The sequence below is a fragment of the Flavobacterium sp. GL_143 genome (genome assembly GCF_057834355.1).
Genome location: NZ_CM174401.1, coordinates 3,072,216 through 3,090,234 on the forward strand (window position 1 = coordinate 3,072,216; position 18,019 = coordinate 3,090,234).

Consider the following 18,019-nt stretch of genomic DNA (forward strand, 5'->3'; position numbering starts at 1 on the left):
AAAAGGGTATTAATTAAAAAATATTCCACCAGTTTTCTGGCTTTTGATCCGTTACTGTTTCTTCTATTTCATCAAGAACAGGAGCAGCTATTGGAGTTACTTTTTCAGGAATACTTGTTTTTGCTATATTGGGTTGACCGTGTTTCTTTATAATGGTTTTTAAATTTTGTTTAAATGCCGTTCCTTTTTCAGGATTCACCATGTATACATAATTAATATAACCTTCTATGGCATTAATTAGATGAATAGCTTTTCCCCATTGTTGGTCTTTCCATCCATTTTTTTCAATATTATGTAGTAAGGCACGAAATTTTCGTAATTGAATTCTATCTATATTTAGTTTTTTATTTACAACAACTCCAGTAACTTTTTGTTGCATCCCTTTTCGCATTACGTGCACTTTGTCGGGATGAATTATAAAACCTTCAGATTCAATAATTTTTTTAGTATAATATAATAATCGGGAAACATTTTGACTATTTTCTTCAGTAGTCGAAAAACTCATATCGTCTGCATAACGGGTATAGCTAAAATTTAATTTTTTGGCTAACCCATTAATTTTTTTATCCATTTTATAAACAATCATATTACTTATAGCAGGACTTGCAGGAGAACCCTGAGGTAATTTGCGTTCACCAGATTGTACATAATAAGTAACTCCGTCTAGTGTAGTTTCATTAATCTCGGAGTAGGTGCATAATAAACCTAAAATTGTAGCGAGTTCTTCAGAGTAGCCCATTTTATGGAACAATCCTTTTACTCGTTTATAAGTTACAGTAGGGAAAAAATCTTTTAAATCTACATTAACAACAATGTCTTTGTTAATGTGTGGTTCTGCATTGGTAACAATAGAGCGTTCTTTTATAAAACCATGCGCTTCTATTGTATAAGGTATTTTGTGGAGTATGTTTTCTAAAATCCAGGTTTGAACTTCTTTTAGCTTTGGTTTTGGAGCAGATATCTTGCGCTTACCACCTGATTTTTTTTCAAGTTCAAATGTATGATAATGATTAATTTTAGAAACATTTCTGTTATAAGCAAGATATTGTAATGCTTTTAAGTCTATCTGCATGCTTTTTGCCAATGCCAATGCATCTTCATAAATAGGCAGACTATATTTTTCTAAAAGTGTAGAATCGGTTTCTTTAGCATTTAAACCTCTAGATACGGATTCACCTAAATATAAAATTTGTTGCTGTTGCAATAATTTCCAATTTTCAGCTTTATCCAGTCTTTTCTTCTCTTGGTTTAATTTGGTTTCAGCTCTTTTTTCTTTAGCAATTTTCATACGTGCTTTACGCATTTCAAGAACCATAGCTTCTTTATTGCTAAACTTTCTGTCTTGTGCTAAAAGATCATTTAATTCCTTATCAATCTTTGCTTCCTGATTAATTAGAATTTCAGATAGAGTAGGTTCAGATCCTGATTGCCAAAATCCTAAACGTTGCATTTCTTCTAATATGTAGCTATCCTTTGAGGTAGCTTTTATTCTATCATAAATTTGTTGTTTACTAAGCTGTTCAGACATATTACAATCGCTATTTTACATTAAAAAGCCCTATTGTAGCAATAGGGCTTAAAGTTTAAAACCTTCGTATTTTCTAAGGACTATGTCTATCAACTCCCGAGAAAGGGTACTATACGTACAGTTAATCTCGAGGAGGTGGAACCGAAACTGTACGTATAGTACCCTTTCTCATCCATAAGATAGAAGTAGTGCTGAATGTTAAATAATCTTACATCGATGACGAAACATCATCATTTTCTTTATACAAGAAAAGCAAGGTATTTCTTAAACTCAAAACAAACATACTAAAAAAACTTTTAATTGAATACTAATAAAATTAAAATAGATTATCCTTTTTTAAAACTACCATTATCAGCATCTTTTAAGAAATTAATTAGTTGAATATTTGCGATATATCGTTATCAGAACATTATAAAACTTTTTTTCGTAGCCAATTCCTAATTGGTAAATCATAAAATTTCATTGTAAGATATGCAACTACTATAGAAACGATAACAGTTAATAAAAAATAAGGCCATGATTGTGCTAATGAAAGTTTGTTATTTGTTACCCAAGCCATATATGTATAAGCAATAGGGTAATGGGTTATGTAAATAGGATAAGATATATCACCCAGGAACTTACAAACTTTGGATGTTTTCTTTCCTTTTACTTTTCCTCCAGCACCTAGCCATATAACAAAAGGAAAGAGTATTATTATGCAAAAACATTCAAATAGACGATTCCAGATATTATTATCTCCTCCTAAATGAGGTACAGATAAAAATACGATTAGTAAAAGACTCGCAGATAGGAAAGCATTTTTAGTGTAACGTAATTTTCCGATTCTGGCTAATAGCAATCCAGCTAAAAATGGAAATGTTAAACGGGTAAACCCGATTCTTAATTGTGTAGGATCATCAATTGTCCAGCCTCCTATAATATTCCCCGCAGGATTGGTTAAAGCGTATTGAATTGTTATTCCTGCAGCTATTATAGTTAGAATTGTTAAGACAATTTTAGATGTTTTGCGCAACACAAGAGCATACACAATATTAGCAATATACTCAAAGAATAAAGACCATGCAGGACCATTTAATGGGTGCATTTCGCTCCATCCTCTTATATCTAATCCTTTGCCTACAGGGATGACAGTAAAGCCAATTAACATAACTAATAGCATTTTCCATAAAGGGACATCGTGTATTCCTCCCCAGCCCATACCGGGTGAATCCTGAAAATAAAATAATAATCCCCCGATTAGCATTCCTGCTATAATCATTGGTTGCAAACGAAGCACACGGCGTTTAAAGAAATCTTTTAATGTCATTGTACCCCAACGGTCATCATATGCATATCCGAGTACAAAACCAGATAGCAAAAAGAAAAAATCAACGGCTAAATAGGCATGATTAATAATTAGTTTTGTAGAATCACCATGAGAATGGACTTCGAAAACATGAAATATAACAACCAAAATAGCTGCAACACCTCTTAAACCGTCAAGTATTTCATAATGTGGCTTAGAACTTTTTAAATCTGTCACTTCTTGCATTTAATAGTATTTATGAGAATTAATTATATAGAGTAGTAAAAATTTAGTTTAAAAGAGTTTATAAAATTGTACTGATTTTATGATCTTTTAAAACTGCCGTTATCCACATCTTTAAGGAACTGGATTACACCAGGAAAGTAATGTTTAGGATCATCATATTGAGAAAGATGACTTCCGTTAGGACAGAATAAAAAGCGTCCGTTTTGTACTTCGTTTGCAATCCATTTCATGTGTTCCGGATCCATAGTATCATATTTAGAACCAATAGATAAAGTAGGAACTGTAATCGTTTTTAATCTTGATTTTATATCCCAGTTTTTTAATGTAGCATTTCCAGTTATCCCAAATTCACTCGGACCTTGCATATACACATATACGCTTGGGTTAATGTGTTTGAAACATCTGTTTATAGATTCTGGCCATTCCTCTAGTGGCATTCTTAAAATATGTTGTGTGTAATAATTTTTAAAAAGCAGTTCGCTGTATTTAGGATTTTCAAAATCATTCTTTGCTTCAATATCCTGTAGCTCTTTTAATACTTTTGGATCCATTTGCGGAGCCAGAACATCTTTGGCATATTTATTATATTCAGGAACACTTGCCATCATGTTAGAGATAATAAGACCTTTTAAGTTTTTTTGATACTTTAGCGCATATTCCATAGCAAGGATTCCGCCCCAAGATTGTCCTAAAATATAAAAGTTAGAATTGTCCAAACCTAATGCAATGCGTACTTGTTCTACCTCTTCTACAAAGCGCTCATTTGTCCATAAAGTACTATCGGTAGGTTGGTCGCTATAGTAAGAGCCTAATTGATCGTAATATATGTATTCGATACTTTCGTTAGGGAAATAACCGTCAAAACATTCGTATAACTCATGCGTAAGTCCTGGACCACCATGTAGTAGTAAAACTTTTATAGTAGGATTGTTACCAACGGTTTTTGTCCATACTTTAAATTTTCCTTTGGGAGTAGTAATCGGAATCATCTTAATTCCACCGGTAAGTTGGTCATCACGTTTAGAAAAATCTAAATAATTTGCTTTAACTGTGTCTACTTTATTTTCCTCTTTGATTTCTTTACAATTAGAAAATAACATAATGCTTAAGAAACAAATGATGATTTTTACTTTCATGATTTTTATTTTAGGATTATTCGGAATCTTAAAAATAGATAAATTTATTGAAATTGCTAGCATTGTCTAAAAAATAGAACGCGATCCCGAAGCGTCGGGACGGATTCGCTAACGCGAAAACGCTGATAAAAACGGATTTTTTCTTTTTACAAGTTTTAAAAATCCGTTTTTATCAGCGTCTTTACTTTAGTAAATCAGCCTTATCCGCGTTACTTCTTTAGGTAATATATTTTATTCGCCGTAGATTTTCTTATAAAGTGGCGCGTAAATTTCTTTGATTATTTTACGTTTTAGTTTTAAAGTTGGAGTTAATTGTCCGCCATCGATAGACCAAACATCTGGAGTAAGCTCAAAACGTTTGATTTTTTCCCAATGACCAAATTTTTCATTTACAGCTTCAACTTCTTCATCAATACGTTTAATTACCTGAACATTTGTAATGATATCGTTGTTAGAATCTCCTAAAACTATTTTGTGAATTTTAGCCCATTCTTTTACAAATTCAAAGTTTGGTTGGATAAAAGCTGCCGGCATTTTTTCGCCTTCACCAATAACCATTATTTGTTCGATAAAACGAGATTGTTTCATCATGTTCTCAATCATTTGAGGAGCAATATATTTTCCTCCCGAAGTTTTGAACATTTCTTTCTTACGATCAGTGATTTTAAGGAAACCTTCGCTGTCGATTTCACCAATATCTCCTGTATGGAAATATCCATTTTGTAATGCTTCGGCAGTTTTTTCTTCATCTTTGTAGTATCCCATCATAACGTTAGGTCCTTTACAAAGGATTTCTCCATCCTCGGCAATTTTAACTTCTACATTACGAATTACTTTTCCAACAGTTCCAATTTTAAAACCTCTGTTTCTAGTATCGTTTACAGATATTACAGGGGAAGTTTCAGATAAACCGTAACCTTCCATAACAGGTATTCCTGCTGCTGCAAAAACGCGAGTTAATCTTGTTTGTAAAGCGGCACTTCCAGAAACCATTAAATCGATATTACCACCTAAACCTTCTTTCCATTTACTGAAAATTAATTTACGTGCTATTTTTAATTGAAATTCATACCAAAAACCATTTGCTCCGTAAGGCTCATATCTTAAACCTAAATTGATAGCCCAGAAAAATAATTTCTTTTTGATTCCTGTTAATTCAGCTCCTTTAGCATAAATTTTATCATATACTTTTTCTAGAAGTCTAGGAACAGCCGTAATTACATTTGGTCTAACTTCTTTTAAGTTATCGCTTAATTTATCAATTGATTCTCCAAAGTATACCGAAATACCATAATATTGATAAATGTACAATATCATTCTTTCGAAAATATGACAAATAGGAAGGAAGCTTAATGCTACACTATTTCCTGGGTCAAACGGAATTCTTGGAGCACTGTCCAGAACATTAGAAACGATGTTTTTATGCGAAAGCATAACACCTTTTGGACGTCCAGTTGTTCCAGATGTATATATTATCGTAGCAAGATCTTCAGTATCGATACTATCTTTTCTTGCTTCAACTTCGTTTTGATTGCTTTCATCTGCACCTTCGCCTAATACAATAGTCCAGTTTTTGGCTCCAGCGATTTCATCAAAAGTAAAAACATCTTTTAATGTAGGTACATTTTGTTTAATAGCTAATACTTTGTCTAATACTTCTTTATCAGATACAAAACAATAACTACTACCACTATGGTTTAAAACATATTCGTAATCTTCCTCAGATATAGTTGGGTAAATAGGAACGGTTTGCGCTCCAGTTTGTAAAACTCCAATGTCCATGATATGCCATTCCGTTCTATTTGTAGAAGTGATTAAAGCAATTTTATCATTTTTTTGAACTCCCATACGTAATAACGCGCGAGAAACGGCATTGGCTTTTGCAATATATTCTTCAGTAGAGGTTTTTTCCCAAACACCATTACGTTTGGTTACTAAAGCATCTTTTTTATTATATTTTTCTTTCTGATAATAAGGAAAATCAAAAAGTCTCGTAATTGTAACCATGGCGTTTAGATTGAATTTTACCGCAAATTAATAAAATTTATCGTTAATTTTTATTTTTAATAAATTAAATATGAAAACTTTAATTCTAATTAATATAAATTACGAAATCGATTTCTTTATGCGATATATTTTATTTTATTTATATTGCTAATTAACAATAGGATAATGATATTATTTGTTTGAAAAACTAAATTTAGACATCTGATTTAAAGTGCCGCCTTTGTGTTAGTTATGATTAAAGTTTTTTCCGGATTGCTTCTTGTTTTTAGAATAATGCAATTAAATTAAGAAAAAAAGATTACGGATTTTAGATTGCTTCGCCTGTTTTGTCCCAAAATTTCAGGATCAGGTTCGGGTAACGATTTTTGATTGCGGTTATATGAAGCCTCCAAAAAATGACAATCTTTTTTACCAACACCAAATCATAAATCATAAACCTACAATCGTAAATCTACAATCTAAAATCGCTTAATCTTTCTTAATTTTTTTAATGATTCAGAAATATTTATTTCTTTACTTCTTCAGCATATTCTTTTACTCTCTCTCCAGAAATATACATTTTCTTTTTCTTAAAATGAATAGAGAATTGCGCGTAAATCCATTCGCTGTCTTCTTTATCATTGGTTTTGTACCAAAGAGAATATGAAGCGCTATCAAATCCTTCTTTAAATATAGGGATTCCAATTTCAGAACATTCAAATCCCCAAGTAATATTTTTCTTGGTAAGATCTTCATATTGATAAATTCCGGTTCCATTTGCATTTAACTGAACAATTGGTTCAGTTTTTCCATCATATAAATAAATTCCGTTTACAGGATAAGAGATTGTAGTAGTAATGAAACGTTCTTGATTTTTAGCTGTAATTTTTTCAGTTTTAATTTGAGAATATACGTTTGTTAAACAAAGAAAAAGTGTGATAAAAAGTAGGTTTTTAACTTTCATTAATATGGTATTTAGGGATTAATTTTATTTGTTTTTGGGGCACAATAAATAAGTCTATTTTTTATGCGGGAGGGCAAAACTAATAAAATCAGGTCAAAAAAAAAGACAAAATCAGCGTACTAATTTTATCTTTTTTATACCAAAAATGGGATGTATTGAGAATTAACTCGTTGTGTTTTTAGTGCTCAATTTTGTGTATGAGAGTAGTCTTACTTAATAAAAAAAACTCATTCAGTTACGAATGAGTTTTTTTAGTATGAGTATAAAAATTAGATTTTTTCAATCCATTTTCTTGCATTTACAAAAGCTTCATGCCAAGGAGAAACTTCGTCGTTTCTGTCTTTTGGATAGTGCGCCCAGTTCCATTGGAAAGTAGAACGCTCAATGTGTGGCATCATTACTAAATGTCTTCCTGTTTTATCACACATCATTGCAGTGTTATAATCAGAACCATTTGGGTTTGCAGGATATCCTTCATAAGCATATTTAGATACGATATTGTAATTTTCTTCTGCTAGTGGTAAATTAAATTTTCCTTCACCATGAGAAACCCAAACTCCAAGAGTACTTCCTGCAAGAGACGATAACATCACCGAGTTGTTTTCTTGTACTTTTACAGATGTAAAGATACTTTCGTGTTTGTTACTTTCGTTATGCAATAATTTACCATGTACTTCATGTTCCGGATTAATTACCTCTAGTTCCATAAACAATTGGCAACCATTACAGATTCCTACAGATAATGTATCTTCTCTTTTAAAGAATTTTTCCAAAGCTGTTTTTGCTTTTTCATTGTATAAGAATGCTCCAGCCCAACCTTTGGCAGAACCTAAAACATCCGAGTTAGAGAATCCTCCAACTGCACCAATAAACTGAATATCTTCAAGTGTTTCACGACCAGAGATTAAATCGGTCATGTGAACATCTTTTACATCAAATCCGGCCAAGTACATTGCATTTGCCATTTCGCGCTCAGAATTACTTCCTTTTTCACGAATAATAGCTGCTTTTGGTCTTGGTTTCGAAGCATCGATTACTGGTTTTTTTCCTGTAAAATGTGCAGGGAAAGTATAGTTTAAAACTTGATTTTTATAATTCTCAAAACGGGCTTGCGCTCTTCCGTTTTTAGATTGTTTTTGATCTAATAAATAAGAAGTTTCAAACCAGATATCTCTGTACTTCGCAATATCCAAATTATAAATTCCAAATTCCAAACTTGGTTTGCTTTGAACTGAACCAATTTTGAAGAATTCGATATTGTTGGTGCTTAATTTAGCTTCAACAATAGCATCAGATTTTGCCTGGAAAACGATTCCGATGTTTTCAGCGAAAAGAATTTTCAATAAATCTTTTTCTGCGAAAGCACTAAAATCAATTTTAGCTCCAAGGTTTACATCAGCAAAACATAATTCTAATAAAGTTGTGATTAAACCTCCACTTCCGATATCATGTCCAGCAAGAATTTGGTCTTCGCCAATTAATTCCTGAATGGTATTAAATGCATTTTTAAAGAAAGAAGCGTCTTTAATAGTTGACGTTTCGTTTCCGATAGTATTTCTGATTTGTGCAAAAGAAGAACCTCCTAATTTGTACGCATCCTGAGATAAATTGATATAATAAATAGAATCACCATTTTTCTGTAAAACAGGCTCTACTACTTTTTTAATGTCTGTACAATTTCCACCTGCTGAAATAATAACCGTTCCCGGTGCGATTACTTCATCATTTGGATATTTTTGTTTCATTGACAGTGAATCTTTTCCTGTTGGGATATTGATTCCTAATTCGATTGCAAATTCAGAACAACCTTCAACAGCTGCGTATAAACGAGCATCTTCGCCTTCGTTTTTACAAGCCCACATCCAGTTTGCAGAAAGTGAAATTCCTTTTAAACCGTCTTTAATTGGAGCCCAAACAATGTTTGATAATGATTCCGCAATTGCATTTCTGCTTCCTGCTACAGGATCAATTAAAGCAGCGATAGGAGCGTGACCGATAGAAGTTGCAATTCCTTCTTTACCTAAATAATCTAAAGCCATTACACCAACATTATTTAATGGTAATTGTAATGGTCCTGCACATTGTTGTTTAGCAACTTTTCCACCTACACAACGGTCAACTTTATTTGTTAACCAGTCTTTAGATGCAACTGCTTCTAAACGTAACACATCTTGTAAATAACTTTCGAAGTCATTTGCTGTATAAGAAACATCAGCATATTTTCTATCGATAGTTTTGTCATTCATAATCGTTTTTGGAGAACTTCCAAAGAAATCTTCTAGTGCATAATCCATAGGTTTAGCTCCAGTCGATTTAGATTCAAAAGTAAAACGATGATCTCCAGTGACATCTCCAACTTGGTACATTGGCGAACGCTCTCTGTCGGCGATTCTTTGTAAGATATCAATATCTTTTTGACCAATTACTAATCCCATTCTTTCCTGAGATTCGTTTCCGATAATTTCTTTAGCAGAAAGGGTTGGATCTCCAACAGGTAATTTGTCTAAATCTATTAAACCTCCAGTTTCTTCTACTAGTTCAGAAAGACAGTTTAAGTGTCCTCCAGCTCCGTGATCATGGATTGATACAATTGGGTTGTTATCGCTTTCTACCAAACCACGAATAGCATTGGCAGCACGTTTTTGCATTTCTGGGTTAGAACGTTGGATTGCATTTAATTCGATTCCCGAACCAAAAGCTCCTGTGTCTGCAGATGAAACCGCAGCTCCACCCATTCCGATTCTATAGTTTTCTCCACCAAGAATAACGATTTTATCTCCTTCTTGTGGTTTCTTTTTTATGGCTTGATCTAATTTTCCGTAACCGATTCCTCCAGCTTGCATGATTACTTTATCGTAACCAATTTTGCGGTCGTTTTCTTCATGTTCGAATGTTAAAACTGAACCTGTAATAAGTGGCTGACCAAATTTATTTCCAAAATCTGATGCTCCGTTAGAAGCTTTGATCAAGATATCCATTGGAGTTTGGTATAACCATTTTCTTTCGTCCATTGCATTTTCCCATGTTCTGTCATCCTGTGCAGATTCAGATTTTAAACGAGAATATGAAGTCATGTAAACGGCTGTTCCTGCAAGTGGTAATGAACCTTGTCCTCCTGCAAGACGGTCACGAATTTCTCCTCCTGATCCTGTTGCAGCACCGTTAAAAGGCTCTACAGTTGTTGGGAAATTGTGTGTTTCGGCTTTTAATGAAATAACCGAATCAAATTCTTTTATTTCGTAAAAGTCTGGTTTGTCTGCTGTTTTTGGAGCAAACTGTTGTACGCGTGGTCCTTTTACAAAAGCCACATTATCTTTGTAAGCCGAAACGATATCGTTAGGGTTTTCCTGAGATGTTTTCTTGATTAATTTAAATAAAGACGTTTCTTTTTCTTCTCCGTCAATTACAAAAGTTCCGTTGAAAATTTTGTGACGACAGTGTTCTGAATTTGCTTGTGAGAAAGCAAAAATCTCAGAGTCGGTTAATTTACGTCCTAGTTTTACAGCTAGATTGTCTAGATAATCTACTTCTTCCTGGCTCAAAGCCAACCCTTCGGTTTTGTTGTAAGCAGCAATATCATCAATGTCCAAAATTGCTTCTGGTTGCACGTTGATAGTAAAGATTTCTTGATTCAGTTCAGTATATTTTTGCGAAAGCATCGGGTCAAAATCTGAAAAATCAGCTGTTGCCGGATAAAATTCTTCAATTCTGATGATGCCAGGAATACCCATATTCTGAGTAATCTCTACAGCATTTGTACTCCAAGGGGTAATCATAGTGGCACGAGGACCAACAAAAAAATCCGTCAGTACGGATTTTTCTATTTTATTGGAGTTGGCAAAAAGCCAGTTTAATTTTGAAATGTCTTGAGCCGAAATTTCGTTTTGCGTTTGTACTGCAAAAACAGTTTTGCTTTGGTTTTCAAAGAAATGAATCATTGTGTTGTGTAGTTTGTTGTATTTAGCTGCAAATTTAGTTAATTAAGATCAAAAAAAAAAGCGACAATTTGCCGCTTTTTAATTATTAGAGATCTAATTTTTAATTAATTGATTATTATCTTTTTAATGAAAGTTTTTTCCTCTTTTGTAGCTTTAACTATATACAATCCTTTAGGTAGATTACTTACAGCTATAGATTGTTGAGTTGTGTTTACTTTTTCGAATACTTTTTGTCCAGATACTGAAATTATTTCTATCGTATAAGGAGTGTTTGAATTATCGAAATTAATAAAAAAGTTACCGTCTGAAGGGTTTGGATATAAGTGAATCTCATCTGAATCTGACATTAATTCAGGGTTTGTTACTTTTAGTGTACGATTTCCTAAATTTTCACAAGAGTCTACAGCAAATGAATCCCATTGTGAACTTAAATTAAATGTTGTGCTTGGAGAAGTTACAGTTGATTTTCTTCTTAAAGTTACATTAGCTGCAAAGTCAGCTGCTCCACCATTAAAAGTTCCGATGATGTCGATAAGTACTCCATTTTTAAATAAACCCATAGGGTCATTTCCATTAAAAGTAAGTTCTGCAGCTCCTGTAGAGATATTGGCTGAAGCTTTAGGATAACATGTAGAAGCAATAGAACTATTTACAATAGTAAATTTGGTTCCGCTATTTAAAGTTCCGCTTAAGGCAAGACCAGAACTCCATGTTCCGCCTCCGTTTGTTTGTCTTTTTATAGTGTATCCAGATAAGTTAATTGGGCTACCTGTTGCATTCAGAATTTCTAAAGCTTTGTTATTTCCAGATCCCTCTATATATTCTGAGAATAATAAATCGGTTGTTGTTCCGCCGCCAGTTCCAGTACCGGCATCGGTTGTCTCGGTAATTGTATTGCTTGTAGCCGAAATATTTCCTGCAGCATCATTGGCTTTTACAGTAAGGTTGTAGCTGGTAGAAGCTGTTAAGCCAGTTATAGTAGCGGTTAAACCTGCAACTGTAGTTTTTAAAACTCCATTAGCATATACATTATAACCTGTAACTCCTACATTGTCTGTAGATGCTGTCCAACTTACAGAAATAGTGCTGGACGTTTTTGAGGTACTTGCTAAACTTGTTGGCGCAGTTGGTGCTTGTGTATCGCTAGATGGACTCCAAACCTGATTTACATATTCGGGATGATCGATATAAGGATTTCTATTGTTCTGACGGGCGTAAATAGCATTGTTTCTTGCAATTTCTCTTGCGCTTACTGGATCTTGCGCGTTCCATGCCAAAAGAATATTTAAGAAGGCAGCTGTAAATACTTTATTACTTGTTCCCTCAAACATAGGGTAGCTGTAACCTGCAACGGTATTTTCATAACGTGTTGCAAAATAAAAATACATTCGGGCAATATCTCCTTTAAATTCGTTGATTGGCTCAAAAACAGTTCCCGAATATCCCGAAGTTGAATTTGCTCCAAGTTTCCCTCCGTTTTTAGAAATGTAAGTTGGCGTGTTTACAACTCCATGAGGGTAATTTGATCTTATGCCATTTACTTTTCCATCAGTTGGAGTGATGAAATGAGCATCAGAAACCATAGGTGATTTTTCACTAAATACTGATTGTGGGATTATATGTTCGCGGTTATAACAATCTCCTTCTACGACATAACTACCACATCGTTGTGTAGTTCCTATGCTATAATTATAAGGATCTGTTCCTGACGGATTTTCAGAATACATGTCTAGAACTGTTCCATCGTTTTCATAAAAATTATCAATGTCAGATGCTTGATAAGTGACGTACAAACCAGCATAACCATTGTCTGTATGATCTTTTATGATATTGTACAATTGTGTTTTAAGGGCGTAACCTGTACCTGTTGCAGTGTTGTAATATCCCGAAGGAATTTGAGCAAAAGTCACAAAACTAAAAAGCAGTAATAAAATGGAAGAGTAGATTTTCTTCATAATTAATTTAATAGTTTAAAGTTAAAAAATTGGGCTTGTGAAACTTTTCAAAAAATTGATTTTGAGTTGGTTAGTTTTACAATGAAACAAATCTACATCTTTTGGCGATACCTTGTGTTAAGAGATGTTTAATTTATGCAGCATTTTTCTTACTCGTGTTTTCCTCAATATTGTCTTTTCGACGAAGGAGAAATCTTCGCGAGAAGCTCGACAAAGATTGGATTCTAGTTGCGGAGTTACTTGCGGAGATTTCTCCTTCGTCGAAAAGACAGACAGTACGCTTAATAGTTGCTTAAACAAAAAATACTTAGTGCTTTAGCATTTTTGTAAAAAAAAAACAATTATTTCGGAAATGGCATGCTTTGATAAGCGCCTAAATCGGGAGGTGAAGTTCTTGTGTTTCCTATTATATCAATCGGAATGTTATACGCCTGATTTCCTTTTGCGAAAGCGCCAGAATTGGTGTCGATATTAAATTTGTTTTCTGAAGCATTATAAAACTTAGGATCCTGATTTAATATAATTGCATTATAATGTTGGGTATCGGTGTTAAACTGAAAATCGGGATTAGTGCTTGTGCTGCTAAACTTGATTAGGCAATTATTAAACTGATATACAAAGGCTGAATTTGCTTTTTTGTTTAAAGACAATTCGTTTGTATTTGATCCGTAAACAATACAATTGTTGAAAGTTGCCTGTGTTAAATCTTTGGTTTCGGGAGTTGCGCCTGCAAGAGTATTACTAAGAGAAACTGCAGCTTGTTGAGAACTTTGCCAATTGTTATTGAATGTGCAATGTGTAAATTCATAATTTCCACCATATAAACAAGCTAGACTCGATAATCCTGCACGGTTTATTACAATGTTTTCGCCTTTTATTTTTGCATTTTGTGCCAGAATACCATGATTTACAGAGTTGTAAATTTGTGTGTTTTTAATGCTAACAGTTGTTTGGTCGCTATTTTCTATTAGTAAACCAGTGGTTGCATTTTTAATCGTAAGATGATTGATGATATTATTTGTACTTCCGTCAGCAAGCCAGATTGTTCCCCATTGTCCTGGAACATCGGAGTATAATGGTTCTAAACGATCTCCTTCAAAAATTACTTCTTTCTCTAATTTTTCTGTTGATGAAAGAGCTCCATTTACATTAATACTTGCTTTTTTGCTAACCAAAAGCCCTGAATTTGAATGAAAATAGACTCTTGAGCCAGGATCAAACGTAGCGGTTTTTCCTTCGGGAACGGCTGCATAGCCATATATTACATACGGTTTTTGATTTGTAAATTGTAATTCGTTTTCTTCCAGATAAAAACCTGCTACTTCCTTGCCATCAATTGGTAATGTTTCGATAGTTCCGTCAGAGAGTTTTTTTGGATATAAAAAAGTAGCATCCTGAACAAGTGTTACCAATTCTACGTTTTGAAGATTTGCACCACTATCAAACTGGATTTGGTCGGTGTATAAAAAATCGGTTGGGTTTGCATCGGCAATTGCAGCAGTTGTTTCTATAAAAATATACATACTGTCTTTGGCCAAAAGCGTTACATCGCTAAAGATTTTACCTTCGGTTCCATGCATTCCATCAACAGTCATTCTGTATTTAGAGCTTAATCCTTTTCCTAGTTTGATAGACGGGATTGTAATGTCTTTTTTACCTTGATTAAATACTTTGAGTTGGTATGTACTCGAACCAATATTCGTAAAAACGGTATCTAGATAAACGGTGTCTTTTGAGAAAACTAAATCTCCAGTACTGGCAACGGTTTCAAAATCACTTCGACATGAGCTTGTTGCTAAAAGTATTCCGATAGTAAATAGTAAAAAAAAAGTACGCATTTGAATAGAATTTATGTAAAAATAGCAAAAAACTAATTCGATTAACATATGATTTTCAATTTAGAATTGCATTTTCTGTTTTGTGACTCATCTTTTATTTAATTTTACATTTTAAAGCCAAACAAATGAATTTTAGTAAAGAACAAATATTGGAGCGTTGCAATCAGTTTTCTCAAAACACCTTAATGCAAACTCTACAAATTGAATATATTGATGCTGGAGCAGATTTTTTAGTAGCCAGAATGCCAGTAAATCCAGCAGTTCACCAACCAATGGGATTATTACACGGAGGTGCATCGGTAGCACTTGCAGAAAGTGTGGGTAGTGCAGCATCATTTTTTTTTATAAATCCTGAATTACAAGAAGTACGCGGAATAGAAATTTCGGCAAATCATTTAAAAAGTATTCGTGAAGGTTATGTTTACGGAACTGCACGAATTATTCATAAAGGAAGAAGTTTGCATCTTTGGGAAATCAAAATTACCGATGAAGAAGGGAATCTGGTTTCTTTATGCAAATTGACGAACATGGTTTTGGACAGACAAAAAAAGTAATCTGGAAATCATGAATGAATTTTTTTCTAAAATTAAAAAACACAAAGAGCAGCTTTTGCCCTTTGTACTTTATAAGAAACCAAAATCGGATACAATCATAGCTTTATTACAACAAAATAATACGTTGCATAAGGTTGTTGATTATAAAGAAAAGGGTTTTGTATTTGCTTCTTTTGATAAAAAACAAATTGTTCTTATTCCCGAAAAGGAATCTGAAATTTGTACGACTCTGTTAGAACGAAAATCGATAAATTTAGTTGATGTTGCTGATTCTGGTTTTGATGCTGAAGCTAAAAAACAATTTGAAATATTAGTTGTTAATGGTGTTCAGGCTATTGTGAATGATGAGTTTAAAAAAGTAGTTTTATCTCGTAGTGAAATTGTTCCTTTGAATGATTTTGATTTTATTGAGACTTTTCAAAATTTAGCAAATTTATATCCAACAACATTAGCGTATTGTTTTTATCATCCCGAAGTTGGTTTCTGGATGGGAGCAACGCCTGAGCAATTGCTTAAAGCAAATGGGAATATTTTTGAAACAACTGCTTTGGCAGGAACTCAAAAGGCAGCTTTGGCATCAGATGTTATCTGGCATCAGAAAGAGAAAGACGAACAACAATATGTTACCGACTTTATTGTAAAAAGATTACAGGACGTAGCTTCTTCTGTTGTGGTTACGGAACCTTATAGTGCTAATGCTGGAAGTATCTGGCATATAAAAACCGATATTTCGGGGGCTTTAAATACTGATTCTAGTTTAGATGAAGTGATAGATTTATTGCATCCAACACCTGCTGTTTGTGGTTATCCTAAAAAGAAATCCAGAGCATTTATTCTGGAAAATGAAAATTACGATAGAACTTTTTATACTGGTTTTTTAGGCGAACTAAATAGCAGTTTCGCATCTGACTCGATAAGCTCTGATTTATTTGTAAATTTACGAAGTATGCAAATACGTAATTCTGAAGCCGTTTTGTATATGGGATGCGGAATCACAAAAGAAAGTATTCCTGAAAACGAGTGGGAGGAAAGCGTGAATAAGGCAATGACGATGAAAAGGGTTTTAAATATAGAAGCAAGAGAATAGAAGCAAGAGAATAGAAGCAAGATTAAAGAAGAAAGAGAATAGGGGTGTAGTAATTAGTAAGGATTAAAAACTAAGGTTCAAATTAAATTTGAAATATAAAACATGAAATTAGATATATTAGCTTTTGGAGCACATCCAGATGATGTAGAATTAGGTTGTGCAGGGACAATTTTAAAAGAAGTTTCTTTAGGGAAGAAAGTTGGCATTGTCGATTTGACCCGAGGAGAATTAGGAACACGTGGTTCTGCCGAATTAAGAGATCAGGAAGCTGCAGCTGCGGCAAACATATTAGGTGTTTCTGTACGAGAAAATTTAGCAATGCGCGATGGTTTTTTTGTAAATGACGAAGCACATCAATTAGAAGTCATAAAAATGATACGTAAGTATAAACCAGAGATTGTTTTGTGTAATGCAATTGATGACCGCCATATTGACCACGGAAAAGGTAGTAAGTTGGTTTCTGATGCTTGTTTCTTATCTGGTTTGATGAAGATAGAAACAACTCTTAATGGAGAGCAACAAACAGCATGGCGTCCTAAAGTTGTGTATCATTATATTCAGTGGAAAAATATAGTGCCAGACTTCGTTGTGGACATCACAGGATTTACTGAAAAGAAAATAGAATCGATTTTAGCGTATGGATCGCAGTTTTATGATGCGAATTCTAAAGAACCTGCTACCCCGATAACGAGTAAAAATTTTCTTGAAAGTTTAAATTATCGTGCACAAGACTTAGGAAGATTAGTTGGTGTAGATTTTGCCGAAGGTTTTACTGTTGAAAGGTGTTTGGCCGTCAATAGTTTAGGGAATTTGATGTAAAAAAGATGAAAATTTTTCATTTTTTTCTTTGTAGAAGTAAAGTTTTGCTCTATATTTGCACTCGCTAAGCAGAAATGGTGGTTGTAGCTCAGCTGGTTAGAGCATCGGTTTGTGGTACCGAGGGTCGCCGGTTCGAACCCGGTCATCCACCCAGAAATTTAAAGCCTTGAAGAAATTCAAGGCTTTTTTTGTATGTTTAATTTTTTTGAGAAAAATTTTACCGCAAAGAGTGCAAAGGGTTACACAAAGTTTAATGAATAGCTTTGCGAACCTTTGTTTTTTTTTGTCTTTGTGTGCTTTGCGTTTAAAATGGATTCTAAAGATTCAAAGGGATAAAGATTGTCTTATACAAAAAAGATTTAACTGCAAAGGGTTATGCAGAGGTTCATAAAGTTTAATAAATAGTTTAGTGAACCTTTTTATTTTTTTCTTTGTAGAAGTAAAGTTTTACTTTATATTTGCACTCGCTAAGCAAAAATGGTGGTTGTAGCTCAGCTGGTTAGAGCATCGGTTTGTGGTACCGAGGGTCGCCGGTTCGAACCCGGTCATCCACCCAGAAATTTAAAGCCTTGAAGAAATTCAAGGCTTTTTTTGTGCGTTTATTTGAGATTCAGAGAGTTGAGGGCGGTACAAGTGTCTTATGCAAAAGATTTTACCGCAAAGAACGCAAAGGGTTACAC

11 protein-coding genes and 2 tRNA genes are annotated in these 18,019 nt (G+C 33.7%); 5 read left to right on the forward strand and 8 right to left on the reverse strand.

The annotated features are described in order from the left end of the window. Positions 1-13 precede the first annotated feature (13 nt). From AC3IPI_RS13290 to AC3IPI_RS13325, 8 genes are all read right to left on the reverse strand, one after another. Positions 14-1,528 carry a reverse transcriptase family protein gene (locus tag AC3IPI_RS13290; protein ID WP_489153237.1) on the reverse strand — a complete coding sequence of 505 codons (1,515 nt, stop codon included), beginning with the start codon at positions 1,526-1,528 and terminating at the stop codon, positions 14-16. Positions 1,529-1,937: 409 nt separating this feature from the next. Next, positions 1,938-3,062: an acyltransferase family protein gene (locus AC3IPI_RS13295; RefSeq protein ID WP_489153239.1), complete on the reverse strand. Its 1,125-nt coding sequence runs from the start codon at positions 3,060-3,062 to the stop codon at positions 1,938-1,940. Between the two features lie 77 nt (positions 3,063-3,139). Beyond that, positions 3,140-4,198, reverse strand: coding sequence for a proline iminopeptidase-family hydrolase (locus tag AC3IPI_RS13300; protein WP_489153241.1), 1,059 nt, complete (start codon positions 4,196-4,198; stop codon positions 3,140-3,142). A 231-nt stretch (positions 4,199-4,429) separates the two neighbouring features. After that, complete coding sequence (locus tag AC3IPI_RS13305) at positions 4,430-6,205, reverse strand: AMP-dependent synthetase/ligase (protein ID WP_489153243.1); 1,776 nt, start codon at positions 6,203-6,205, stop codon at positions 4,430-4,432. 505 nt (positions 6,206-6,710) lie between these two features. Further along, positions 6,711-7,148 (reverse strand): hypothetical protein, encoded by a 438-nt coding sequence (locus AC3IPI_RS13310; RefSeq protein WP_039113981.1) that lies wholly within the window; start codon positions 7,146-7,148, stop codon positions 6,711-6,713. 269 nt (positions 7,149-7,417) lie between these two features. After that, complete coding sequence (gene purL, locus AC3IPI_RS13315) at positions 7,418-11,086, reverse strand: phosphoribosylformylglycinamidine synthase (RefSeq protein ID WP_489153245.1); 3,669 nt, start codon at positions 11,084-11,086, stop codon at positions 7,418-7,420. Between the two features lie 104 nt (positions 11,087-11,190). Next, entirely contained in the window at positions 11,191-13,041 is a 1,851-nt protein-coding gene (locus AC3IPI_RS13320; protein ID WP_489153247.1) for an endonuclease, read from the reverse strand. Between the two features lie 341 nt (positions 13,042-13,382). Then, positions 13,383-14,879 (reverse strand): hypothetical protein, encoded by a 1,497-nt coding sequence (locus tag AC3IPI_RS13325; protein ID WP_489153249.1) that lies wholly within the window; start codon positions 14,877-14,879, stop codon positions 13,383-13,385. A gap of 125 nt (positions 14,880-15,004) precedes the next feature. On the opposite strand from AC3IPI_RS13325, the gene AC3IPI_RS13330 reads away from it, so the two are divergent. The 5 genes from AC3IPI_RS13330 (at position 15,005) to AC3IPI_RS13350 (ending at position 17,893) form a co-directional block, all read left to right on the forward strand. Further along, positions 15,005-15,433, forward strand: a complete 429-nt coding sequence (locus tag AC3IPI_RS13330; RefSeq protein WP_039113986.1) for a PaaI family thioesterase — start codon at positions 15,005-15,007, stop codon at positions 15,431-15,433. A gap of 10 nt (positions 15,434-15,443) precedes the next feature. Then, positions 15,444-16,520: a chorismate-binding protein gene (locus AC3IPI_RS13335; protein ID WP_489153252.1), complete on the forward strand. Its 1,077-nt coding sequence runs from the start codon at positions 15,444-15,446 to the stop codon at positions 16,518-16,520. Between the two features lie 102 nt (positions 16,521-16,622). Then, positions 16,623-17,339, forward strand: a complete 717-nt coding sequence (gene bshB1 / locus AC3IPI_RS13340) for a bacillithiol biosynthesis deacetylase BshB1 (protein WP_039113988.1) — start codon at positions 16,623-16,625, stop codon at positions 17,337-17,339. 77 nt (positions 17,340-17,416) lie between these two features. Continuing rightward, a tRNA-His gene (locus tag AC3IPI_RS13345) sits at positions 17,417-17,490 on the forward strand. Between the two features lie 329 nt (positions 17,491-17,819). Continuing rightward, positions 17,820-17,893: transfer RNA gene (locus AC3IPI_RS13350), tRNA-His, on the forward strand. The last annotated feature ends 126 nt before the right edge of the window (positions 17,894-18,019 follow it).